This is a genomic window from Pseudoalteromonas sp. SR44-2, assembly GCF_014163745.1.
Lineage (GTDB): Bacteria > Pseudomonadota > Gammaproteobacteria > Enterobacterales > Alteromonadaceae > Pseudoalteromonas > Pseudoalteromonas distincta.
On record NZ_JACJDW010000001.1, the window covers coordinates 102,190 to 126,347 of the forward strand.

At 38.1% G+C, this 24,158-nt stretch carries 21 protein-coding genes; 14 read left to right on the top strand and 7 right to left on the bottom strand.

Annotated elements, in window-relative coordinates:
* Nucleotides 1-6: 6 nt before the first annotated feature.
* The 4 genes from H5115_RS00440 (at nt 7) to H5115_RS00455 (ending at nt 5,001) form a co-directional block, all read left to right on the top strand.
* Nucleotides 7-1,869, top strand: coding sequence for a M28 family metallopeptidase (locus H5115_RS00440; protein ID WP_182753028.1), 1,863 nt, complete (start codon nt 7-9; stop codon nt 1,867-1,869).
* 106 nt (nt 1,870-1,975) lie between these two features.
* Entirely contained in the window at nt 1,976-3,892 is a 1,917-nt protein-coding gene (locus H5115_RS00445) for an ATP-dependent DNA helicase (protein ID WP_002960248.1), read from the top strand.
* 9 nt (nt 3,893-3,901) lie between these two features.
* Nucleotides 3,902-4,603: a tRNA (adenosine(37)-N6)-threonylcarbamoyltransferase complex dimerization subunit type 1 TsaB gene (tsaB, locus tag H5115_RS00450; RefSeq protein WP_182753029.1), complete on the top strand. Its 702-nt coding sequence runs from the start codon at nt 3,902-3,904 to the stop codon at nt 4,601-4,603.
* A 68-nt stretch (nt 4,604-4,671) separates the two neighbouring features.
* A complete protein-coding gene (locus H5115_RS00455) occupies nt 4,672-5,001 on the top strand; it encodes a hypothetical protein (RefSeq protein ID WP_182753031.1) in 330 nt (109 codons plus the stop codon).
* A gap of 95 nt (nt 5,002-5,096) precedes the next feature.
* On the opposite strand, the gene H5115_RS00460 is transcribed toward H5115_RS00455, so the two are convergent.
* Entirely contained in the window at nt 5,097-6,386 is a 1,290-nt protein-coding gene (locus tag H5115_RS00460) for an alkaline phosphatase (RefSeq protein WP_182733022.1), read from the bottom strand.
* Between the two features lie 411 nt (nt 6,387-6,797).
* Between H5115_RS00460 and H5115_RS00465 the strand changes: the two genes are divergently transcribed.
* From H5115_RS00465 to rnd, 3 genes are all read left to right on the top strand, one after another.
* Nucleotides 6,798-7,649: an alpha/beta hydrolase gene (locus H5115_RS00465; RefSeq protein ID WP_182753033.1), complete on the top strand. Its 852-nt coding sequence runs from the start codon at nt 6,798-6,800 to the stop codon at nt 7,647-7,649.
* 115 nt (nt 7,650-7,764) lie between these two features.
* Entirely contained in the window at nt 7,765-9,417 is a 1,653-nt protein-coding gene (gene fadD, locus H5115_RS00470) for a long-chain-fatty-acid--CoA ligase FadD (protein WP_002960239.1), read from the top strand.
* 51 nt (nt 9,418-9,468) lie between these two features.
* Nucleotides 9,469-10,599, top strand: coding sequence for a ribonuclease D (gene rnd / locus H5115_RS00475; protein WP_182753035.1), 1,131 nt, complete (start codon nt 9,469-9,471; stop codon nt 10,597-10,599).
* A 371-nt stretch (nt 10,600-10,970) separates the two neighbouring features.
* On the opposite strand, the gene minE is transcribed toward rnd, so the two are convergent.
* From minE to minC, 3 genes are read right to left on the bottom strand one after another with little or no spacing between them, the layout of a single operon-like run.
* A complete protein-coding gene (minE, locus tag H5115_RS00480; protein ID WP_004334706.1) occupies nt 10,971-11,234 on the bottom strand; it encodes a cell division topological specificity factor MinE in 264 nt (87 codons plus the stop codon).
* Between the two features lies 1 nt (nt 11,235).
* On the bottom strand, nt 11,236-12,045 hold the full coding sequence (gene minD, locus H5115_RS00485) for a septum site-determining protein MinD (protein WP_004334708.1): 810 nt from the start codon (nt 12,043-12,045) through the stop codon (nt 11,236-11,238).
* A gap of 5 nt (nt 12,046-12,050) precedes the next feature.
* Nucleotides 12,051-12,755 (bottom strand): septum site-determining protein MinC, encoded by a 705-nt coding sequence (gene minC, locus H5115_RS00490; protein WP_024596847.1) that lies wholly within the window; start codon nt 12,753-12,755, stop codon nt 12,051-12,053.
* Nucleotides 12,756-12,910: 155 nt separating this feature from the next.
* On the opposite strand from minC, the gene H5115_RS00495 reads away from it, so the two are divergent.
* Entirely contained in the window at nt 12,911-13,198 is a 288-nt protein-coding gene (locus H5115_RS00495) for a YcgL domain-containing protein (protein WP_008134235.1), read from the top strand.
* Entirely contained in the window at nt 13,191-14,207 is a 1,017-nt protein-coding gene (locus tag H5115_RS00500; protein ID WP_182672371.1) for a lytic transglycosylase domain-containing protein, read from the top strand. Before H5115_RS00495 ends, H5115_RS00500 begins: the two co-directional genes overlap by 8 nt.
* Before the next feature lie 40 nt (nt 14,208-14,247).
* Here the strand turns inward: H5115_RS00500 and H5115_RS00505 are convergent, their stop codons facing one another.
* Nucleotides 14,248-14,793: a GbsR/MarR family transcriptional regulator gene (locus H5115_RS00505; protein WP_024596846.1), complete on the bottom strand. Its 546-nt coding sequence runs from the start codon at nt 14,791-14,793 to the stop codon at nt 14,248-14,250.
* A 204-nt stretch (nt 14,794-14,997) separates the two neighbouring features.
* On the opposite strand from H5115_RS00505, the gene adhP reads away from it, so the two are divergent.
* The gene (adhP, locus tag H5115_RS00510) at nt 14,998-16,008 is read left to right on the top strand and encodes an alcohol dehydrogenase AdhP (RefSeq protein ID WP_039487721.1); all 1,011 of its coding nucleotides are present in this window, start codon (nt 14,998-15,000) and stop codon (nt 16,006-16,008) included.
* A gap of 138 nt (nt 16,009-16,146) precedes the next feature.
* Here the strand turns inward: adhP and H5115_RS00515 are convergent, their stop codons facing one another.
* The gene (locus tag H5115_RS00515; RefSeq protein ID WP_182753037.1) at nt 16,147-18,567 is read right to left on the bottom strand and encodes a TonB-dependent siderophore receptor; all 2,421 of its coding nucleotides are present in this window, start codon (nt 18,565-18,567) and stop codon (nt 16,147-16,149) included.
* Nucleotides 18,568-18,785: 218 nt separating this feature from the next.
* Nucleotides 18,786-20,063: an amidohydrolase family protein gene (locus H5115_RS00520; protein WP_182753039.1), complete on the bottom strand. Its 1,278-nt coding sequence runs from the start codon at nt 20,061-20,063 to the stop codon at nt 18,786-18,788.
* 154 nt (nt 20,064-20,217) lie between these two features.
* Here H5115_RS00520 and H5115_RS00525 point away from each other — a divergent pair, with 154 nt between their 5' ends.
* From H5115_RS00525 to H5115_RS00540, 4 genes are all read left to right on the top strand, one after another.
* A complete protein-coding gene (locus tag H5115_RS00525) occupies nt 20,218-22,059 on the top strand; it encodes a DUF885 family protein (RefSeq protein ID WP_182753041.1) in 1,842 nt (613 codons plus the stop codon).
* A 97-nt stretch (nt 22,060-22,156) separates the two neighbouring features.
* Nucleotides 22,157-22,669: a YcgN family cysteine cluster protein gene (locus tag H5115_RS00530; RefSeq protein ID WP_004334734.1), complete on the top strand. Its 513-nt coding sequence runs from the start codon at nt 22,157-22,159 to the stop codon at nt 22,667-22,669.
* The gene (locus H5115_RS00535; RefSeq protein WP_024595017.1) at nt 22,669-23,181 is read left to right on the top strand and encodes an RNA methyltransferase; all 513 of its coding nucleotides are present in this window, start codon (nt 22,669-22,671) and stop codon (nt 23,179-23,181) included. Before H5115_RS00530 ends, H5115_RS00535 begins: the two co-directional genes overlap by 1 nt.
* A 78-nt stretch (nt 23,182-23,259) precedes the next feature.
* Complete coding sequence (locus tag H5115_RS00540) at nt 23,260-24,150, top strand: ABC transporter substrate-binding protein (protein ID WP_182753043.1); 891 nt, start codon at nt 23,260-23,262, stop codon at nt 24,148-24,150.
* Nucleotides 24,151-24,158: the final 8 nt, after the last annotated feature.

Sequence of the window (24,158 nt, forward strand, 5' to 3'; positions counted from 1 at the left end):
ATACTGATGAAAACTTCTATTTATACTTCCCTATTATGCGCATTTACTTTTTTAACATCGTCGTCATTATATGCTCAAAATAATGAAAGCATTTGGGTTAGTATTGACCCAGTTGCTGCAAAACATTATCAGCAAGTTCAAAAAACATTTACACAAAACGATCAATTATTAAGTGTACAGAATACAAATATGGATTCGGTAAACTTAATGAGAATCGATCAGGGAAATATCATTCAATTGAGTGAGTTTATGCATGATAATTATCATCGCTGTGGAGGGTTTGTTGCTCATGATTCGTTAATCGAGGCTAATGAATACACTCAGCAGTTAGCTGCCGTTCAAAATCAGAATCTAAGTACGTTAGCTGCTACATATAGCATTGACAATCCGCAAACAACTCAGCAATTAATAAATAGTATTAGTCCAAATAATTTGACGAACACAGTTAATTTGATGAGTAGCTTTTATAATCGCTATTACACGGCTCAAACTGGGGTAGATGCCTCACAATGGCTAAAAGATTACTGGCAACAGTTAGCAGCTACACGTAATGATATAAATGTTGATTACTTTACTCATAGCTGGGCGCAGTCGTCGGTCATTGTTACTATTGCAGGAGATGAAGAGGCTGATGAAATTGTCATTATCGGTGGGCATTTAGACTCAATTAATCAATCAAATCCAAGCAATGGTCGCTCACCAGGGGCTGATGATAATGCATCGGGGATTGCTGTATTATCTGAAGTGTTAAGATCGATTGTTGAAAATGATTATAAACCGCAAAAAACAATTCATATAATGGCTTTTGCTGCAGAGGAAGTTGGTTTAAGAGGTTCAAAAGATATTGCTTCATCTTATAAATCACAAGGAAAAAATGTGATCGGCATGGTGCAATTTGATATGACTGGAAACAATGGTAGTAGCGAAGATATTGTAATGATGACTGATTACACTACAAATGCTCAAAACCAATTTTTAGGTCAGTTAATTGATACCTACTTACCTAACATTACCCATGGTTTTGACCAATGTGGGTATGGGTGTTCTGATCATGCATCATGGTATCAACAAGGCTTTGCAGCATCAATGCCATTTGAATCTAGGATGGCTGATATTAATCCGTTAATTCATACACAGAATGACGCTAATTTTGATGCTGACCACGCTAGTAAATTTGCAAAACTTGCTGTGAGTTATTTAGCTGAAATGGCAAAAAATGCTGGTGATATAGTGCCACCAGCTAATAATGAGTTACAAAATGGTGTTGCAGTTTCTGGCCTTGCAGGTGATGCTAAAGCGCAGCTTATCTATACGCTACAGGTACCTAATAACGTAAGTAACTTAAACTTTACTACCTCAGGGGGCAGTGGTGATGCAGACCTATATGTTAAATTTAATACAGCGCCTACATTAGAAAATTTTGATTGTAAAAGTACAACATCATCGAGCAATGAACGTTGTGATATTGCGAGTGCCCAAAACGGTATTTATTACGTTATGGTAGAAGCATGGAACGCTATTGCTAATGTTTCTCTTATTGCCAGTTATAGTGAAACAACAGCGATTGAACCCATTAATCGAACAGAAACTGATATTAGTGTTGCTACGGGAGATTGGGGGCGGTTTACACAAGACTTAGAAGCAGGGTATTTCTCTCTAAATATAACTATGGCTGGTGGCTCAGGCGATGCCGATTTATATGTGAATTTTGCCACTCAATCAACTGAATCTGTATATCAATGTCGACCGTATAAAAATGGTAATGCTGAAACGTGTAGTATTACCAACCCACAAGCGGGCAAGTGGTATATTGACTTAAAGGGGTACAGCGCAGCTAGTGGAATAACCTTAACTATAAATGCGCAATAATAACTAATGGGAGCTCTGCTCCCTTATTTATATACTCAAACCGATTACTTAATTACTTGCCCTTGATGTTTAGCTTACGTAAAATCCCGCTATTATTTATTGTAAAGTGATTGGTATTATCAAACAGCTGTTTAGTGCAACCGGGCCTTTAGCGTTATCTTTAGATGGGTATACGCCTCGCCAACCACAAATTGATATGGCAGTAGCTGTTGCGGATGCATTAAAAAACAGTTCGCAATTAGTTGTTGAAGCAGGCACGGGTACGGGTAAAACATTTGCATATTTAGCCCCTGCACTTAAGTCAAAAGGGCGCACGATAATATCAACAGGTTCTAAAGCTCTACAAGAGCAGCTTTATCACCGAGATTTACCGCAACTAGTTAAAGCTTTAAGTGCTTCAAAAAAAACCGCCTTATTAAAAGGGCGCGCCAATTACCTATGCACCTACCGACTTAATCAACATGTTGCACATGTACCTACTGACGACTCTGACGTAATGCATCAACTAGCTATGGTAGCTAAGTTTGCAAGCGAAACACAATCGGGCGATTTGGCTGATTGTATAGGTATAGAAGATGATGCCAAAGTACTGCCTTATGTAAATTCAACAGCCGATAATTGTTTAGGTAAAGAGTGTCCAGATTTTCAAAGCTGTTATATACGCAAAGCACGTTTAACTGCGGCCGATGCCGATGTGGTTGTAATTAATCACCATTTGTTTTTTGCTGATATGGCTGTAAAAGAAAGTGGCTTTGCTGAACTTATGCCAAAAGCAGATGCTTACATATTTGATGAAGCCCATCAGTTAAGCGAAATTGCCAGCGATTACTTTGGTGAAAGTGTTAGCACTAAAAAGTTGGTAGATTTAATTAATGATTTACGTGCTATTTATAGAGCTGAAATTCCCGATATGCTGCAACTTGGTAAAAGCTTAAACAAGCTTGAGACAAGCGTTGCTGATTTACGTTTACAATTTGGTGTTGATGGCAGCCGTGGCGATTGGCGAGAAAAACTAAGCGATAAACAAATTTGCGCGGCGCTCCATCGTGTGATCAGTGATTTAGATTTTGTTTACCAAGTACTTAAACTTTGCCTAGATAGAAGCGACAAAATTGAGCATCCATTTGAACGTGCACTTGCGTTTAAAGGGCAGTTAGAGCGGGTTTTTGATACAGCCCAAACCGGCTTTAGTTATTGGTATGAAACAACGCGCCGTTATTTAACAATTAATATAACGCCATTGAATGTATCAGCTAAGTTTGCTCAAATGATGCAAGACACGGGCGCAGGATTTGTATTCACTTCTGCCACACTTTCGGTTGATAACAAACTAGAGCATTTTAATGCAAGCCTAGGTTTGAAACCAAAACAAAGTATGATGGTAGATAGCCCATTTGATTACCCTAATCAGGCGCTGCTGTGTTTACCTCGCTACTTACCCGAATCGCACGCTGATAATATGCCACATGCAATTGTAAAACTAACACTTGAGCTTATAAAGTCAGCGCAAGGGCGTTGTTTTGTGTTATTTACGAGCTATCGAATGATGCACTTAGTTGCCGAAGGGCTAACTACACAAATAGACTACCCAGTTTATATGCAAGGGCAAATGTCTAAGCGTATAATTTTAGAGAAATTTACTCGCCATGGTAATGCGGTATTACTCGGCACGGCTTCTTTTTGGGAAGGTGTTGATGTACGCGGCAGTACATTAAGCTGTGTTATTATAGACAAATTGCCATTTGCAGCCCCTGACGATCCATTGCTACAAGCTAAAATGCAAGATTGCCAAATGCAGGGAAAAGACCCTTTTTCACACATACAATTACCGCAGGCTGTTATTGCGCTAAAGCAAGGTGTAGGGCGTTTAATTCGAGATAGTAAAGACAAAGGCGTACTTGTAATATGCGATAATCGCTTAGTTACACGCCAATATGGCCAAGTATTTTTGAAAAGCTTACCACCGATGCGCCGCACGCGAAGCTTAGAAGATGCCAATACATTTTTAAAACAAATTAATTAGAGTACTAAAATGATCAAAAGTAATATCCTTGCCCTTGATGCTTCAACTGAAGCACTTTCAATTGTTTTACATTACCAGGGCCAAACGTTTCATCATTTTGAAGAGTGTCCGCAGCAGCACAGCCAAAAAATACTTCCACTTGTGGATGAACTGTTAACTAAAGCAAACTGTAAATTAAAAGATTTAGACGTAATCGGTTTTGGCCAAGGGCCAGGTAGTTTCACCGGTGTGCGTATTAGTGTAGCAATAGCACAAGGTTTAGCGTATTCAACTAATTTGCCGCTTGTAGGTGTGTCTACTTTGGCTATTATGGCGCAACAAGCATTTGAACAAAACGGTAGTCTTAGTGTTTATCCAAGCATAGATGCACGCATGGGTGAGATATACTTTGCACATTACCAAGCGCAAAATAATCTAATGCTTTTAGTTAACCAAGAATGCGTTATAAAACCTGATTTACTAAACAATGAGTATATAGCAACCACTGAGCCATCTGTAGCAGTGGGCACAGGTTTTAAAACCTATCCTGATGCGCTTAATGACTTTGAAAACGTGACAATTAATACTGATATTACATTGCCTGATGCACGTTATATGTTAGCGCATGTTGAAGCCGCGTTTTTAGCGGGTGACGTTGTAAAAGCGAGTGACGCTCAACCTAAATATGTGCGCGATACGGTAACGTGGAAAAAGCTACCAGGACGTGAGTAATCATATTATTTGCAAATTGGTTGTTTTTAAATCATAATTTTATGTAATATTAAGGTTGGAGACGCGTAATGACGCTGCCTATTGGTTCAGGTTTTTTTACCGGAGATATTCCGGGTAGGGTTAGCTCTACTAAAGTTGTTACTAATAAACCACAGAGTTTATTAGACCAACCGGCTGCTAAAAAAACGAATACCGATTATGTAAAAAGCAGTGTCGAGGGTGTTGAACTGGCTAATCAGCTGTTTAAAAGCAGTGCTAAAAGCAATGAATACAGCCAAACAATTTACGACCAACCGACAGCTCAAGTAAGCAAAGCGATTTCTACTTATACTGAATTTGCCAATTTAGAACGCAGAGCAGAAGTACAAAATTTAATAGGCGTTGATATATACGCTTAATGCTTATTTAAGCGCTTTAGATAAATATAGCTATAAAATTTAATAAAAAGCCCGAACATTTGTTCGGGCTTTTTGTGTTCAAAACCACGTAAAGCTTACTGTTTAATAAAGCCAATCAGCTTATCTGCTATATCAGTATTATTTTGTGAACCAATAAATTGCTCACTGCCCTTACCATAGGCAAATACCTGCACGTCTACAGCGGTATGTCCGCCTGTTGTCCAGCCAGTAAAGCTTGCATCGCTAATAATACTCTTAACAGCTAAATTAAGCGCTTTTTCACCCATTTTTTTAGCTTGCTCAAGTTTTATTTGGTTTTCAGTTGTAAATTCAATATTGGTGTTAGCAGTCCATACTGGTTTTAAATCATCAGAATCCAGTAAAAGTTGAGTTAGTTTACCAGCAGTTGCTTTAACACCTTTTACTACATCAGTTTCCCATTTGTACTGACCATGTGCGCCAAGGGTTAAACCTCCTGTAGAGTGATCTGCAGTAATGACTAAAATAGTATCTTTGTTTTTATCAACATACGCTTTTGCTTTTTCGATTGATTTAGCAAAATCATCCATCTCAGCCATTGCACAGGCTATATCGTTAGAGTGACCACACCAATCAATTTGGCTGCCCTCAATCATCACAAAAAAGCCTTCTTTGTTTTGATTATCTAATAAACCAAGTGCTTTAGACGTTAACTGAGTAAGACGAGTTGGGTTTTCATCTAATGCAAAAGGTAAGCCTTTAGATGCGTATAAACCAATTGCAGGTATTTGTGTAATTTGCCCTAGGTTTTTAATGTCGTCGCCATATTGATAACCAGCGGCTTTAAATTCATCAACTAAATTACGGTCATCACGAATAAAGTATTTAGTACCGCCACCAAGCATTAAATCAACCGGTAATTTACCCGCAATTTTATTGTCGATGTAATCATTGGCAATGTCATTATAATTATTACGTGATTCATTATGCGCCGCAAAACTTGCTGGAGTTGCGTGGTTAATTTGTGAAGTTGCTACAAGCGCTGTTGTCATACCGCGCTCTTTTGCTATTTCAAGCATGGTTTTAACTGATTTTTTGTCTGTATCTACTGCAATTGCGCCATTGTAACTTTTATGACCGCTACTAAGTGCAGTAGCACCTGCTGCGCTGTCTGTCACATAAGTATGGTCATCAGGGTAGGTACGAGCCATACCCTTTAAAATAGTGTCAAAAACCGTGCCTTCTACTTCTTTTGTTGCAGGGTCGTCTTTAAAATAGCGATAAGCCGTGGTGTAAGCTGGACCCATGCCGTCACCAATCATATAAATTACATTTTTAGGTGCTGATTCTGCGTAAGCACCAGAAGCGGTGCATAAAAGCGCTAATAAGCTGATCTGTTTTTTCATGGTTGTGTACCTTATGAGTGTACCTTATTTAATAGCCGCTGATATTGTATACAGATAGTATGATAAATAAATGAATATCGAAGATATTTATAATTTAGGGTTATATGAATAGAATTGTAGTTAACGCTGTTAGTTCTATTTATTTAAATTATACTTGTTATAGCTTAAGTACATATAATGCTATCACCTTTAAATTGTTTAAAAGGTATACAAAGTAAACATATTTAAATCGGTCAGTTTATTTTTTATGTAATTAAACTTATGATATTGTTTAAATTTTATTTTATATTTTTTGCTTTCTTTAGATCATCAAGATAATTAAATAGCGAATTTGGCACCATTTTCTCGGTTAGTGGTCTGACAACTTGTATGCTATAAATAATGATGCTCTAAATTAATAAAGGACTTGCCGTGCAGCCATTTAATATTGAAACCAATAACTTGAATATTCATGGCTTAAAAGTAGGTTCTGGGGAAGAAATAGTAATAGCGTTGCATGGTTGGTTAGATAACTGCCACAGTTTTATGCCAATGTTAAGTAAAGCTAAGCCAAAGCACAATTGGTACTGTATTGATTTTGTTGGGCATGGTTTATCATCTTGGCGAAGTGATGATGCACATTATTATTTTGTTGATTATATTGATGATGTGTACCAACTTATTAATGCGCTTGGTGTTAAAAAAGTTCATTTAGTTGGGCATTCGATGGGAGCCATGGTTGCAGGGCTTTTTGCTAGTTGCTTTGGTGATTATGTAAAATCTGTTACCTTTATTGAGGGGATTGGGTGTGTTACGACTCCTAGCGAAGGCGTATGTGAACAGCTAAAAAGTGCAGTATTAAATAGAGCGCGTTTAAAAAATAAGAAGCAGAGAGTTTATAAATCGAAGGAGCTTATTTATGAAGCACGTGCTCAAACAACCGATTTGAATAATGAGCTTATTGCTCTTTTAATGCAGCGAAATATAAAATCGGTTTTAGATGGTTATACATTAACAACTGATCCAAAGCTTAAAAATCACTCAGGTTTTAGGTTTGATGAGGCGCAATGTATTGGTGCAATAAAAGATTTAATTGCACCGTGTCAATTAATTTTAGGTAACGAAGGTTATTCGTTTGTAAAACAAAATCTGGCAAAGTATATTAGTTATTACAATAGCTTAAAGGTAATTAATGTAGATGGTGGGCACCACTGTCATATGCAAAGTAGTGAACTATGTTTTAAGCATATTCAAGACTTTATGCTGCAAAATGGTGCATGTTAATTGTAAGTTTACGTAAAATGTGGGATTATTCCTCCATTAGAGTATTTGCTCAATTGTTAAAGCGCCTTACTTAGATTAAGGTTAATAAAAATATAATTATAAACAGGGGCTAAGAGTGGAAAAAATCTGGCTTAAGCGCTACCCAGAGGGTATGCCTGAAACAATCGATCCTGAGCATTACAACTCGTTACTCGAAGTGTTCGAAAAAAGTTTTACTGACTACACCGATTTACCTGCATTTACTAATATGGGTAAAACGCTGTCTTATAGCGAAATAGATACAGCAACAAAAAAGGTTGCCTCCTACATTCAAAATGATTTAGGTCTTAAAAAAGGCGACAAAGTTGCCGTAATGATGCCTAACTTACTACAAACACCAGTCACCATTTTAGGTATTTTACGTGCAGGTTGTGTGGTTGTAAATGTTAACCCACTTTACACTGTGCGTGAATTAGAGCATCAGCTAAAGGATTCTGACACTACCGCTATTTTCATTTTAGCAAACTTTGCTGACACACTTGAAAAGTCACTTGCACACACTGATGTTAAACACATTGTAGTAACGCAAGTAGGCGATATGGTTGGTGGGCTTAAAAAGCACATAGTTAACTTTGTTGTGAAGCACATTAAAAAAATGGTGCCAAAGTTCAACTTACCAAACACAATTAACTTTTCAGACGTTTTAGCTGCAGACGAAACTAAATATACACGTCCTGAAATGAGCTTGTCAGATCTTGCTTTTTTACAGTACACAGGTGGCACAACAGGTGTATCTAAAGGGGCAATGCTGAGCCATGGCAATATGGTTGGTAACCTTGAGCAAGTTTCAGGCTGTTTAGACAAAGTGTTAAATCGTGGTACAGAAGTTGTTGTTACCGCTTTACCGCTTTATCATATATTTGCTTTAACAGCTAACTGCCTGACGTTTATGAAGTACGGTGGTTTAAATATATTAATCACAAATCCACGAGATATGCCTGGGTTTGTTAAAGAGCTAGGTCAGCATAAATTTACAGCTATTACTGGTGTTAATACGTTATTTAACGGTTTATTAAACACACCAGGTTTTGCTGAACTTGATTTCAGTCATTTAAAAATGTCACTTGGTGGCGGTATGGCCGTGCAACGTCCTGTTGCTGAAAAGTGGCAAAAAGTGACTGGCTCAAAATTAATGGAAGGCTATGGCCTTACAGAATGTTCTCCATTAGTAACTATTAGTCCTTATGATTTAGAAGCATATAACGGCTCTATTGGTTTGCCTGCGCCTAATACTGAAATTAAGCTAATACTTGATAACGGTGAAGAGGCTGCTAAAGGTGAACCGGGTGAAATGTGTGTGAAAGGCCCGCAGGTTATGGTGGGCTATTACAAGCGACCAGATGCCACAGCTGAATGTTTAAAAGATGGTTGGTTTGCAACAGGTGATATTGCAACTTATGACGATGAAGGTTTCTTCTTTATTGTAGATCGCAAAAAAGACATGATCATTGTATCTGGCTTTAATGTTTTCCCTAATGAGATAGAAGAGGTAGTGGCTATGCACGAAGGTGTGCTTGAAGTTGCTGCTATTGGTATTCCTCACGATGTAAGTGGTGAACAAGTTAAAGTTTTTGTTGTTAAAAAAGACCCTTCTTTAACTGAAAAAGATATAATAAGTCACTGTCGTGATAATTTAACTAATTACAAGGTCCCCAAACTGGTAGAGTTTAGGGATGAGTTACCTAAAACCAACGTAGGTAAAATACTCCGAAGAGCCTTGAAAGATTAGCAACCTATAAAAAAGCCGACATATGTCGGCTTTTTTATTGTAGGAGATTAAGTGCAATACCAATTGATCGAAACCCAAAATCAACTGAACACTTTTGTTGAACAAATAAAAAATAAGCCTATTTTAGCTATTGATACTGAGTTTATGCGTCGTCGCACTTTGTATCCAGAAGTTGCACTTATCCAAGTTTTTGATGGTGAGCATTTAGCGCTTATCGATCCGTTAGCTGAGCTCTCATTATTCGATTTTTGGGAAATACTAAAAGATCCTAGTGTTTTAAAAGTACTGCATTCTCCTTCAGAAGATATTGAGGTTTTTCAAAAATACGCAGGCTTTGTTCCATCCCCACTTTTTGATACACAATTTGCGTTGCAGTTACTTGGGGAAGGTAACTGTATGGGCTTTGCCCTTATGGTAAAAGAGTTGCAAGGTATTGAAATAGATAAAAGTGAGTCACGAACTAACTGGCTGCAACGTCCGTTAACTAAAAAACAGTTAGATTATGCTGCTGCAGATACTTTTTACTTATTGCCGTGTTTCGAGCTGATTATAGAGCGTATTAATGCCGCTGGGTTCTTTGACATTGTAGTAAACGAGAGTGAGCTGATAGCTAAAAAACGTGCGTTTCAAACACCAGACGAGCTTTTATATAAAGATATTAAAAATGCATGGCAACTCAAACCGCACGAACTTGCGGTTTTAAAAGAACTTGCTGTATGGCGCAGAAACAAAGCCATTAAGAAAAATTTAGCGCTAAATTTTGTGTTAAAAGAACATAACATGACTGAAATTGCCAAACGTGGTCCTTCAAGTTTAAATGCTCTACGTCAAATTCCAGGAGTTGAAGCTATTGAAGTTAACCGCTCTGGTGTAGATATAATCAAGTGTATTGAAGTTGCCAAAGCAGTACCAGATGCTGAGCATCCTGAAGTACTTAAGCGCTTAATTGATTTTCCTACCTATAAAAAAGTAGCCAAAGATATTAAACAAAAGATCACTAAAGTCGCTAAAGAGCACAATATACCAGAAGACGTTATGGCCTCTAAAAAGCAAATTAATCAATTGATAAGTTGGAATTGGAAGTTAACTAATGAGCAAAAACAAAGCCATATTAAGCCTGATTTATTAAGCTCTTGGCGCTATAACTATTTTAAAGACGCTTTAAAAGAATGGGATACTTAAGACTAGATATTTTTTTTACTGTGTAATACTTATACCAATCCGCAATAATACTTAATCATTTTGCGGCGCTAAACGTGTCGTTACCTGTGTTAAAAAAATCTCATTTACGACTGCATGGATGCAGAAGGTAGAGCAATGCAGGAGCAATTGCCGAGAACAACTAAATAGCAATTTTTTTGCCTAGCTATCAACACGTTTTTCCATCCTCAAAATAGATCACTTAATTAAGCGAATTGGTATTATCTATAATTTTTGTGTTACGTAGTGAAAAAGTTTTAGTTGCATGCAAGGGATTAAAACGTAGATATTTAGAAAGTTATTACAAAGTAAAAGAAAATAAAGAGGGCGCTTATAAAGCGCCCTTTCTTCAATTACTTCTTTTCTTCATCAGGTAGTGTAACGTTTAGCTCAAGTACGGCTAAATCGTCTTCGTTTTGATCAAACTGAACCTGAACTGCATCGGTACTTACGTTCACGTATTTACGGATCACATCTAAAATATCTTGTTTTAATTGTGGTAAGTAATCCGGCGTTCCTCGTTGAGAACGCTCGTGCGCGACAATGATCTGCAATCGCTCTTTTGCTAGTGACGCACTGTTTTTCTTTTCTGAGCGGAAGTAGTCAAGTAAAGACACGTTAACCTCCAAAAATCCGTTTAAATAAGCCTTTTTTCTCAACGTCTAAGAAGCGAAAATCGACGGTTTCACCTAGTAAGCGGTTAATTGCATCAGAATAAGCTTGGCCTGCATCAGATTCTGTATCCAATATAACAGGTTGGCCTGAATTTGAAGCACTTAATACCGCTTGCGATTCAGGAATAACCCCTAATAATGGGATTGACAGAATATCTTGCACATCTTCTACCGATAGCATTTCACCTTTTTCAACACGACCAGGGTTATAGCGTGTTAATAGTAAGTGTTCTTTAATATTTTCTAGGCCTTCTTCAGCACGTTTTGATTTGCTGTGTAAAATACCTAAAATACGATCTGAATCTCGAACTGACGACACTTCTGGGTTTGTTGTTACAATTGCTTCATCAGCAAAGTACATTGCCATCATAGCGCCAGCTTCAATACCTGCTGGTGAATCACATACTATGTAATCAAAGTCTTCTTTTAGTTCATTTAGTACGCGTTCAACACCTTCACGTGTTAAAGCATCTTTATCACGAGTTTGTGAAGCAGGTAGTAAAAATAATTTATCTACACGTTTATCTTTAATAAGCGCTTGGTTAAGGTTTGCCTCACCATTAATTACATTTACAAAGTCATAAACAACGCGGCGTTCACAACCCATAATTAAATCTAAGTTACGTAAACCAATATCAAAGTCGATAATAACTGTTTTATAGCCTTTTAACGCTAAGCCTGTGCCAATTGCAGCACTTGATGTTGTTTTACCAACACCGCCTTTACCTGAGGTAACGACAATTACTTTTGCCATGAGATTTATCCTTTAACCAAAGCTGAAATTTCTAATGATTCGTCTTTTTGTTGTATTTGCACTGCATTTCCCCAATGTTCACCTTGTAGCGAATCACTGATCCAGTAATTACCATCTATTGAAACCAGCTCGGCTTCAAGTTTTTGGCAAAAAATGTGTGCTTCTTTAAAACCTTTTGCGCCTGCAATAGCGCGACCGCGTAGCGTGCCATAAATATGCACATTCCCATCGGCAATGACTTCCGCACCATGACTAACTGCGCCAAGTACTATCAAATCTCTATCTTTTGCATAAACTTGTTGTCCAGAGCGAACTGTACCGCTGATAATTTGCGCTGGTAAATGCACCGTTTTTTCTACAATCGATGTATTGGGCTCTTGTTTAACAGGTTCGCTCTTAACGTCTTGTGAATAATTTAAAACAGATAAGCCAGCGGCCTTTGCTTGAGTATGTTGCTCATCTGAGCCATTACACACACCAACCGCATTAAAACTCATTCGCTCGATTAATGATTTTAAGTGAACAAAATCAAGTGAACTGTTTTTAATTTCTATTAAATTAACGACAATAGGCGCACCCTCAAAAAACTTAGGGGCCTGGGCTATTTTTACATACAGTTGTTCTGCTAAAAGGTTTATATCAGTACTATAAAGATGCAAAACTGATAACGTAAAAAGATTCCCTTTTAACTCAAAAATTTGGTCCGACATACACGCTCAATTGATTTGTCTGATTAGAAATTAATTTTAGATAAACGTAGGCTGAATAGGGCCTTTATTGAAATTTCTAATCTAATTTTTCTAACTTATTATTACTCTCATGTTATAGTGTGCGGCATTGTTAAGCAAGAATTTATAGGGCCATAATGCTCACTGCAGTATATAAAAGTAAGAAAAAAGCGGATACGTTCTTATTTGTTGAAAAAAGAGATGATTTTAGTAAAGTTCCGGAACCTTTGATGACCATGTTTGGTCAACCTGTTTATGTGATGATCATCAATTTAGCAAAACGTGAGCATTTAGGTGGGGCAGATTTAGAAACTGTAAAAGCAGCGTTATCAAATCCTGATAAAGGCTACTACTTACAAATTCCACCACCTGAGCAAAATTTGCTAAGCCAATTACGAAAAGACAATGGAGTTGATAGTGATTAAAAAACTTATCGTTATATTATGTGGTGTATGTTTAAGCTCACCTGTTATGGCAAAAACTCAGGCTGAATTTCAAGATTATTTAGCGAATTTAAAGCAAGAAGCTATCGCAAAAGGTTACGAAGCCAAACTTATTGACGATGCGTTTGCAACAGCAACGTATAAAGAAAAAGTGGTTTCGGCTGACAAAAACCAGCCAGAAGTAAAAGAAACCCTTGAAACGTATTTACCAAAACGTGTACCACAATGGAAAATTGACCGCGCACGTAAGCTTTACGCAGAAAACAAAGAGGTACTTGAAAAAGTAGCGAAAGAGTTTGGCGTACAAGCACGCTTTATAGTCGCGCTTTGGGGGCTTGAAAGTAACTTTGGTACAATTCAAGGCGGTCATAATGTTATTTCATCATTAGTGACACTTGCTTTTGATGGACGCCGAGAAGCACTTTATAAGCGCCAACTTTGGGCTGCACTGGATATTTTAAAGTCGGGCCACATAACGCTTGATAAATTTAAGGGCTCTTGGGCAGGCGCAATGGGGCAAACGCAATTTATGCCTACCTCTTTTAATGCTTACGCGGTTGATTACAACAACGATGGTCGTAAAGATATTTGGACTACAAAAGAAGATGCTTTTGCCTCAATTGCTAATTATCTAAAGCAAGAAGGCTGGAACGACTCTCTTACGTGGGGTCGCCAAGTTCAGTTACCTGAAAACTTTGATAGTAAATACGTTTTAGTGCGTGGTACCAAAACTCGCAAGCAGTGGTTAGAATATTGGAACGACTCAGAGCGCTCATTAGCTGATTGGCAAGCACTGGGTGTTCGTAAAGCTGATGGTTCTGATTTACCTAATGTAGACGTAAGTGCTGCGCTGGTTATGCCTGATGATATAAATGGCCGTATGTACTTAGCGTACGATAACTACAAAGTGTTTATGCATTGGAATCGCTCGTATTACTTTGCTACTAGTGTAGGTTACTTGTCGGATAGAATTGGTTATCCAAAAATCTAATTTTTAAAATATACCTATAAATAAAGCCGCAATTGCGGCTTTATTCTTTTTTGAATATCTTTTCTTTTAGGTCAATAACTTTACCAATTCCAGAACCTAGCTTCATTAGCTTATTAAGTTGCTCTGGCGTTAAACGCTGTAGTTCTGATGACCATTTAGTGACTGTTTCAAGTAGGTTGTGAATCTCACCCATTTGTTTTTGTGCGTAAAGTTCATCGTCGTTACTGGCTTCGTCTAATAAGTTATCGCGTAGTAGCGTTAAGGTGGGCTCAATTTCGCGCTTTTTACGTTCTTCAAATACGCGATTTGCCATATCCCAAATATCGCCAGCAGGGGCGTAGTACTCTTTACGATCGCCAGGAATATGCTGTACTTTAATTAACTGCCATGATTGCAGCTCTTTAATGCCCATACTTACATTACCGCGAGAAATACTAAGCGCATCTGCAATCTCATTAGCTGTCATTGGGTTTTTAGTAATAATCAGCAAACCACACATTTGTCCGATCGTACGATTGAATCCCCAGCGGCTGCCCATCTCACCACAATGCATTACAAAGGCAAAATTCTTTTCGGATAAACTCATAGCTTAGTAACTTTCAGTAATTTCAGAAAGTAAATGCTAGCACGCTCATTATGGATAGCAAGTTCTTAGCAGGCTTATAAGTTAATTTAAATGACTAAAATATGATTTAGATTAATATTTATACATCTATATTGGGATATGTTGTACACAACAATACGTAAATAAAATCTTATTTTTAATTTTTTCACATACGATGGAATGACTATGAAAGCTGCAATTAATACTCAATACAAAGGTAAATTAGAAATAACAGACTTACCAATTCCTGAGGTGGGAATAAACGATGTTTTAGTAAAAATAGCGGCCTGTGGCGTTTGCCATACCGATTTACATGCCTGTCATGGGGATTGGCCAGTAAAACCAAAAATGCCATTAGTACCAGGGCATGAAGGTGTCGGTGTTATCGAAAAAGTCGGAAGCAATATAAAACATTTAGAAGTTGGCGACAGAGTCGGTATTCCTTGGCTCTATAGTGCATGTGGGCACTGTGAGTTTTGCCTAGATGGTAAAGAAACACTGTGTTTATCGCAGCATAATACGGGCTATTCTATTGATGGTAGTTATGCAGAATATTGTTTAGCGCATGGCGACTACGTTGTAAAAATACCTGAGGGATTAGGCTTTTCTGAGGCTGCTCCATTATTTTGTGCAGGTGTTACAACCTATAAAGCATTAAAAGTATCTGGTGCTAAACCAGGGCAGTGGGTTGCTATTGTTGGTGTGGGCGGGCTTGGTCATTTAGCAGTACAGTACGCTAAAGCAATGGGTTTTAATGTAATAGCTGTTGATACAGGCAAAGAAAAACTCGCGCTTGCTAAAGAGCTAGGCGCAGATATCACCCTCGATTTTAAAGAAGTTGTTCCGAGCGAAGCTATTTTTGAACAAGTCGGTGGCGCGCATGGTGTTGTGTGTACTGCGGTGTCTAAAGCGGGGTTTGAACAAGCCTATAAAAGTGTACGCCGTGGCGGTAAATGTGTATTAGTGGGATTACCTGCAGAGGATATGCCGCTTCCTATTTTTGATACTGTGCTTAATGGTGTGTCAGTAGTTGGCTCTATTGTTGGTACGCGTAAAGATTTGCAAGAATGCTTGGAATTTGCCGCTCAAGGTAAAGTAAAAGCAATTATCGAAGAAAAGCGTTTAGAGGACATTAATGAAATTTTTGATGATATGCTCAAAGGTGAAATCAACGGTCGCATAGTGGTTACTATTTAATTTAGATTAAGCGTTTATAAAACACAAAAAAGCACGGCTTCTAAATTAGAAAACCGTGCTTTTTAAGTATTTAACTAACCTGAGCGCTGAAAATAGCTGCTTGAGATAGATTTATTATCCAGAGTTCAGGTTAACCAATTAAAGTGTGTAACTAAAACTTAGTTTTGCATTACGCTCTTCGCCTGGCATACCACCTAAAAACATTGCTTTTGAATAATACTTCTTGTTGAACAAGTTATTTAAGTTTAACTGCATATGCCATTTATCAGTTGTATACGATACAGCTGTATCGTAAGTCGTATAACTTGGTACATAACCATCAGGAATCGAAAACGAACTTGAATTAGTACTTCTGTTATCTACAAATGTAATACCACCACTTATATTTACAGCTTCAGGTAAATTAAACATATCTGCGTAGTAGGTTACCCACGTACTTGCTGTTACGTAAGGCACACCTTTTTGGCGTGTGTCGTAACTGCTGCTGTTAGGATTACTTTTGTCACGTGCATCTTGATAAATACCGTTTACGTTTACTTTCCATTTATCGTTTAAGTAAGCATTTAAATCAAGCTCAACACCTTTTGTTTGCTCTTTACCATCATAATAGCTTTCAGGTACATCTGAGCCTGATGTTAATGCGTCATAAAGCGGGTTTGCATATTCTAAATTAGTACGAGAGCTTTCAAATACAACAACAGATGCGAGTAGTTGGTCATCAAATGCTTTAAATCTAAAGCCTAGGTCGTTACTTATAGACTCTGAATCTTCTCGGTCAGCTTCGTTACCTGCCACAGAGCCTAATACACTATACGCTGTACGCCCTTTAGAATGATTTACAAATACAGATAAATCTTCAGATGGCTGATACGTTGCACCAAGGTTATACGTTAAGCCAGAATCTGATGTACTCGCTTCAGGCGTTGGCTCTGCACGGCTAGAACTGTAGCGCTCATCAACACCAAAGTGCTCATAAGTTTGCTCAATTCGGTTATATGCCACACCAATACGCGTTGTAAGTTCTTCAGTTATGTAACCAACATGTTGAATGCCTAAGCCCCATGCTTGTACTTTTTTATTGTAGTCACTTGTTTTAAGCGGATCGTAATTTTCAAAGTTACCGGTTGGCCAATTTGGTTCTCTTATATCGTAAATATACGGCAAAGAACCTTGGTACGTTACATCACCATCATTGTTTGTGAGTACGTAATCTTGATCCCATATTGAGAATTGTTTAAAACGAATATCTCTATCTTCGTAGTTGGCGTTAACTAGTAATTCGTTATCTACGTCGCCTAACATAAAGTCATAACGTAAATCTAAGAAGTACTGCCATGATTTTTCATCTGCTTCTACTTGGCGGTATTCTTGGCGGCGTGCTGCATATGGGTAAAGTACACCGTCTTCAACTAATGGAGCTCGGGGGTCATTATTGATAATTCCACTGCGCGTTGAATAGACGTAGTTATATGCACCTGTTTGGCGTGCAAAACTAGATGTGTAGTTGCGGTACTGTAGCTGCTGGTTTAAAAACAAATCGTCAGTAATGTAGTAGTTATGCGTCAATTTAAAACGCAGCTCTTCACCTTCGTTGGCATCAGCCATTGGTGAAATAATACCATTTGTGCCAAAGCTATAAGGTGTTAAGCCATCAGATGCAGATAGCGAATTAGCAAGTTGGTCGCGTTGTGCATCACTTAACTGTACGCCGCTTCCTGTCGGATCGTTTACTAAATCGGCACCGGTTACTTCACCTGCGCTTAAACCGTTTGCAGTTTCTGCGTTGTAAATACGAATAGGGTGACCAATAGAATCAACCGCTATTTCATCTTTTATATAGGCTGCAGAAAGCATGATGTTTTGTCTGTCATTAAGCACGTATTTAAGTGAGGTATAAATTTCGTCGCGATCTTCTTTTAAATCGCGAAAGCCGTCACTTGACGCTGTTTTAGCCATTACACGATAAGCTAAATCATCTGTTATAGCGTTAGTGCTATCAAACGATAATGAATAGCTATCCCACTGGCCAAGCTCAGCCGATACTTTGTGTTTTTCTTCAAACTCTGGTTTTTTTTCAATTAGGTTAATTACGCCGCCTGCACTACCAATGCCATATAAACCTGTTGCAGGGCCTTTTAAAACCTCAACAGATTCAACATTTGTAAGTGAACGAGTTGGGTTAAATGTATTACCCAAGCCTGCACCACCGTACATACCATCATAGGTGTAGTTTGCATCTAAACCACGAATTACTAAGTTATCACCAATACCGTAGTTATTACCTGCTTGTGTTAAACCACTTACGTTTCTAACTAAATCTTGTAGGCTATCTACACCTTGAGATTCAATCAGTTCTCGGTCAATAATTACAACCGGTGCAGGTGTTTCCATTAAAGACATGTCTGATTTAGTAGCAAGACCTGAGCTCATCACCACGCGGTTTTGTTTTTCGTATACGCTGATGCGTTCAATATCAGCATCAACTTGTGTATTTTGGGCAAATGCCATATTTGCATTTAAACAAGCAAGAGTAATAAGAGAGTACTTAAACGTTTTCATAGAGTGATAACTATTCGCGTTATTGAATTTGCGCGAATGATAATGGTTATTGTTTTTAAAGTGAATGGAAAGTTCATTTTATTTGATTAAATAAAACTGTTCGGATAATTAATAGACAAAAGCGAGTCTAATAGGGGGGCGGTGACCCTTTTATGGCATATTCAATATGGGTGGGAGTTTTATTAAGGCTGAGTAAACTCAGCCTTAATAGCGTGTATTTACAATTGGTTTTTATAAACAACACCTGCTTTCATTACAAAAGGTACTGCCTCTAAGGTTTTAATACTTTTAAGAGGGTTTGCTTTAACCGCAATTATATCAGCTGCAAATCCGGTTTTAATTTGTCCTAACTGATTATCCACTTTTAATAGTTTCGCGCTATTAATCGTTGATGCTTGGATTGCTTGTAGTTCTGTCATACCAAATTCAACCATGCGGCTAAACTGTTTTGCATTATCTCCGTGCGGGTAAATTGCTGCATCGGTACCGAACACCATTTTAACACCCGCTTTTACAGCACGGCTAAAGCTATCACGTTGCCTTTTAGACACTTGGCGCTCTTTATTTAGGTTTTCTTCGTCTACGCCGTTTTGCTCGCCATAAGTGAGCGTATATTCGGTATTATAAATATCCATAGAAAGCCAAGTTCCATGCTCTTTGGCAAGCGCTATCGCTTCGTCATCTAAAAAGCTCGCATGCTCTACGCTATCAACACCTGCTTTAATGGCTGTTTTTATACCGCTTGTACCGTGTGCGTGAGCAGCTACTGGTAAATCTCGCATATGGGCTTCATCAACAATGGCTTTCATTTCTTCAAAAGAATACTGCTGTGCACCTACTTTAGTCCCTTTTGAAAATACTCCACCTGTGGCGCAAAACTTAATAGCATTTGCCCCGTATTTAATATTTTCGCGTACTTTTATACGCGCAGCCCATGGACCGTCTGCGACGCCACTTGAAGTATATTTAAGCTCAGGAGGTAGGCGGTTGTTATCACAGTGCCCGCCAGTAATGCCGAGTGATGGGCCTGCAGCCCAAATACGAGGGCCAGCTATGTCACCCGCATTTATACCGTCACGCACGGCTATGACGCTGTAACCTTCTGCGCCAACATTACGTACTGTTGTAAATCCAGCTTCTAAGGTTTTTTTAGCAAAATGAGCCGCTTTAATCGCCATTCTAGGAACTGACTGGCCTAAACGTTCACTGCGCGGAACCGTAGGGTCGCTTGTTAAATGCACATGCATATCCATTAAACCTGGCATAAGGGTTAAATCAGGGAGTTGAATATGTTTATCATCTTTAGTCAGCGTTGGTTTTTTATTTTGTTCAATGTTTGTAATTACGCCATCATCAATAGTAATTAAGGGCGATTTAATGAGCTTGCCATCTTTAACATCAACCATGGCTTTAGCTGATAGGTATGTAACTGCATGGGTATTAAAAGCGGTTAAGCAAAGTAAGGCAATAGAGGTGCTGAGTAGTTGTTTTTTCATTTTATTTTTCTTTTAAATCATATTTTAATTAATAGAAATGTAACAAGTTCAGATAAAAGTGCAAATTTAATACGATGAATGCAATCTATCGTAATTTCTTTATTAAGCACGCTTTAATGCGCATAATTAAAAAACGATATTAAAAAGGATTAACATGAAATCAATTAAATTAGCATTAGTTGCCAGTGGCGTTATGTTTGCTTTAAGTGGCTGTATGAATACTGAGCTTAGTACACACACTAATACCAGTACACAGTTAAACACAGTTAACGCATCAGCAGGTATTGTTTCAGAGCTTTCAGCAGAGCAACAACTCGATGTACTTGTTGTACAGTATTACGATGAATCGCTCACATATAGTCCCATCAGCGCAACGTACAATGGTCGTAATGAGTTTAACGATCAATTCACGCCTGTGATTTCAAAAGAAAATAGAGCTAAAAAAGCCGCTTTTTATAAAAAATATCAACAGCGATTAAACTTTATAGATAAAGCACAGTTAACAGGGCAATCGCTTTTAAGTTTTGAAATATTAGAGCGCGACCTTGCACTCAAATTAGAAGGCATGCAGTTCCCTGATTATTTACTACCAATAAATCAAATGGCGGGTGCGCATAACACCTTTGCAGGCTTTGGTTCAGGTCAAAGTGCTCAGCCGTTTAATACCGTTGAAGATTACACGGCTTTTATCTCGCGTAGCGAAGGTTTTGTAAAGTGGCTTGCAAGTGTAGAGCGTTCAATGGCGCAAGGCATCAAACTAGGTATTACGTTACCAAAACCACTTGCTGAAAAATTACAGCCACAATTTGCAGCTCATGTAGTTAAAAATCCAGAGGATTCACTATTTTGGGGACCAATTAAAAAAATACCAGAATCGTTTAGCGCACAGCAAAAGCAAAAAATTACAGCGCAGTATCGTCAATTGATTATGCAGCACTTAGTACCAGCTTATAAAAGTATGAGTGACTTTTTAGCTAATCAATATATTCCTAATAGTCGAGAAAGCGTAGGTTACAGTGACTTACCAAACGGTAAAGCATGGTACGAATACCAAATTAAGAAAAACACGACGCTTAGCTTATCTGCAGACGAAATTCATGACATTGGTTTAAGTGAAGTGTCGCGCATTTTAAGCGAAATGAAAAAAGTAAAAGAAACCGTAGGCTTTAAAGGTGAGCTATCTGAATTTTTTGATCATTTACGTGATTCAGATGAATTTTACTACGACACGCCCGAGGAGTTAATTGCGGCATATGAAAACGTTAAGAAAAAAATAGATGCGCGTTTATCTCTACTTTTTAACATAGCACCCAAAGCACCTTACGTTGTAAAAGCAGTTGAAGCCTACAGAGCGCAGTCGGCAGCTGGTGCATCTTATGCATCTCCGGCGCCTGATGGCTCTCGCCCTGGTATTTTTTATATCAATGCTTATAACTTAAAAGCGCAGCCTAAATTTTTACTCGAAACTTTATCGATTCACGAAGCAGCCCCGGGTCATCACTTTCAAATAGCACTTCAGCAAGAAATAGAGGGCTTACCTGATTTTCGTAAATTTGGTGGCTATACCGTGTTCGCAGAAGGTTGGGCGCTTTACGCAGAAAGCTTAGGCAAAGAGCTAGGCTTATTTACCGACCCTTATATGTGGTACGGGCGTTTATCAGACGAGCAATTACGCGCAATGCGTTTAGTGCTTGATACTGGTTTTCATGCAAAAGGGTGGACGCGTCAACAAGGTATAGACTACATGCTTGCTAACTCATCTATGGCTAAAAGTGATGTAATTGCTGAAGTAGAGCGCTATATTGCATGGCCAGGACAAGCGCTTTCTTACAAGTTAGGGCAATTTAAAATTCAAGAATTACGTGATTTTTCTAAAAAAGAACTCGGCAATAAATTTGATATTAAAGCGTTTCACACGCAAATATTAATTGATGGCGCATTGCCAATGCCAATCCTTGAGGAAAAAATTAAGCGTTGGGTTAAATCTCAAAGCTAATTTGTAGCGCAAAGCCAGTACTTTGAAAGGGTATTGGCTTTGCGCCATTTACAGCAATACGTTAGAATGCGCGCTCTTTAGGGGGCACGAGTAAACTATGTTTGATCAACAATTAGCAAATACACAATTTTGGCTTAAAAAAAGCTTAAGCGACATGAGTCAAAACGAATGGGAAGCCATTTGTGATGGATGCGGAAAATGTTGTTTAAATACGTTTATTGATAGCGAAGATGAAGACGAATTTACCGCCACCGATCAGTTACGCGAAGGTGAGCAATTAATATTTACTAATATTGTATGTCAGTATCTTGATAACAACACCTGTGGTTGTAGCGAATATGAAAACCGCCAAACGCTTGTTCCTTCTTGTGTAAAACTCACAAAAGAAAACCTTAAAGACATCTTTTTTATGCCACAAAGCTGCAGTTACCGTCGTTTACATGAAGGTCGTGGTTTGGCTTCTTGGCATCCGTTATTAAATAATGGTGATAAAACAAAGATGCATGAGCTAGGTATTTCTGTAAAAGACAAAACAGTAAAAGATTGCGATGTAAAGCTCGACGACTTTGATTTGTACATTGCAGAATGGCCAACAAAGGACGTAGATTAATGAGTAAACAACAAGCCGTAATTGGTTTAATCAATCCTAAAAGCCCGACTAATGTTGGTGGTGTATTGCGAGCAGCTGGCTGTTATGACGCTAAACAAGTTTTTTTTACCGGTAATCGCTACTTAAATGCCAAAAAATTCCATACAGATACAAAAAATGTAGTGGAGCGTATTCCTTTAACCGAAACAGATAATTTAGAAGCAATAAAGCCACAAGGCGCAACGGTTGTGGTTATTGAGCTTATTGAAGGTGCAACACCTTTACCTGAGTTTAAACATCCTGAAAATGCATTTTATGTATTTGGCCCCGAAGATGGTTCTGTATCAAAAGACGTCTTAAAGTGGTGTGATGAAGTGGTATATATTCCAACTATTGGCTGTATGAATTTAGCGGCAACCTGTAATGTAGTTTTGTATGACCGCTTAGCTAAATTAGGCGGCGTTGAGAGTAGTGACGATACTATTATTAGCTCTCGTGATACAAACAATAAAATGAGGTGGCAAAAAAGCTGATTAGTTAAGGTTTATTTGTGCAAAAGTGATAGTAGTAGCTAAACTTAAAAACACTATTAATCACAAATAGATACTAAAATGCGCTGGTTTTATTTTATATTATTGCTAACAACTAGTAATAGTTTTGCTGAAACATCGGTTGAGTATTTTCAAAATGGTACTCAACACACCTTAACTGGGCATTCCCATAAATCAGGGGTGCTCTATGAAGCTAAAAACTCCAAACAAACACTTCATCTAGCCACACTCGATTGGCCTCCCTATATTGGTAATAATGTATGTAATAAAGGCTGGGTTTATCAATTTTCAATTGCCTTGTTAAATAGTAAGGGCTACAGCGTATATATTGAATTTTTGCCTTGGGCAAGAGCGGTACGAAATGTAGAACTAGGCAGGGCTGACATACTAATGCCTGAATACTTTATAGAAGATACAGCCCCCTCCGATTATGTTGATGGTAAAACACGTCGAGAATTACTCGGCTTATCTAATTCCTTTAAAGGTGGCAAAATTGCTTTTTTAAAAAGGAAAGGCGATACAGACCATTTCACAGGAAACTTGAACTCGCTCAAAGGGCTTAAGATTGGTGTTGTTCGAGGGTATCAAAATACGCCAGAGTTTGATGCCATGATGGACAATGGCGAGTTTGAAGTTATCACCTCTGTTGATGATTTACAGCTTGTTAAGCTACTGACTGCTAAGCGTGTTGATTTGGTTATAGGCGATCCTCAAGCTTTGAAATCATCTGTGGCTTACTCCTCTTTAACTAAACCTGAAAAACAGTCTTTGCTTTCTTCCATTGAGCAAGAAAGCATTCCTTTGCAATATAACTCGTTATATTTTGCCATTAGTAAGCGTGCGCATAACTGGCTTTTAGTATTAGAGGATATAAACGAAGGGCTTTATCAGTTTAATAACAGTGGCGAAATAGACCGAATTATTAGTGCGACCAACACGCAATGTGAATAACATTGCTG

What these genes read in the sequence shown, in the direction of transcription:
- H5115_RS00440 (WP_182753028.1), top strand. Translation starts at nt 7, where the DNA reads ATGAAAACTTCTATTTATACTTCCCTATTATGCGCATTTACTTTTTTA.
- tsaB (WP_182753029.1), top strand. Translation starts at nt 3,902, where the DNA reads ATGATCAAAAGTAATATCCTTGCCCTTGATGCTTCAACTGAAGCACTT.
- H5115_RS00455 (WP_182753031.1), top strand. Translation starts at nt 4,672, where the DNA reads ATGACGCTGCCTATTGGTTCAGGTTTTTTTACCGGAGATATTCCGGGT.
- H5115_RS00460 (WP_182733022.1), bottom strand. Translation starts at nt 6,386, where the DNA reads ATGAAAAAACAGATCAGCTTATTAGCGCTTTTATGCACCGCTTCTGGT.
- minD (WP_004334708.1), bottom strand. Translation starts at nt 12,045, where the DNA reads ATGGCAAAAGTAATTGTCGTTACCTCAGGTAAAGGCGGTGTTGGTAAA.
- minC (WP_024596847.1), bottom strand. Translation starts at nt 12,755, where the DNA reads ATGTCGGACCAAATTTTTGAGTTAAAAGGGAATCTTTTTACGTTATCA.
- H5115_RS00495 (WP_008134235.1), top strand. Translation starts at nt 12,911, where the DNA reads ATGCTCACTGCAGTATATAAAAGTAAGAAAAAAGCGGATACGTTCTTA.
- H5115_RS00505 (WP_024596846.1), bottom strand. Translation starts at nt 14,793, where the DNA reads ATGAGTTTATCCGAAAAGAATTTTGCCTTTGTAATGCATTGTGGTGAG.
- adhP (WP_039487721.1), top strand. Translation starts at nt 14,998, where the DNA reads ATGAAAGCTGCAATTAATACTCAATACAAAGGTAAATTAGAAATAACA.
- H5115_RS00515 (WP_182753037.1), bottom strand. Translation starts at nt 18,567, where the DNA reads ATGAAAACGTTTAAGTACTCTCTTATTACTCTTGCTTGTTTAAATGCA.
- H5115_RS00520 (WP_182753039.1), bottom strand. Translation starts at nt 20,063, where the DNA reads ATGAAAAAACAACTACTCAGCACCTCTATTGCCTTACTTTGCTTAACC.
- H5115_RS00525 (WP_182753041.1), top strand. Translation starts at nt 20,218, where the DNA reads ATGAAATCAATTAAATTAGCATTAGTTGCCAGTGGCGTTATGTTTGCT.
- H5115_RS00530 (WP_004334734.1), top strand. Translation starts at nt 22,157, where the DNA reads ATGTTTGATCAACAATTAGCAAATACACAATTTTGGCTTAAAAAAAGC.
- H5115_RS00535 (WP_024595017.1), top strand. Translation starts at nt 22,669, where the DNA reads ATGAGTAAACAACAAGCCGTAATTGGTTTAATCAATCCTAAAAGCCCG.
- H5115_RS00540 (WP_182753043.1), top strand. Translation starts at nt 23,260, where the DNA reads ATGCGCTGGTTTTATTTTATATTATTGCTAACAACTAGTAATAGTTTT.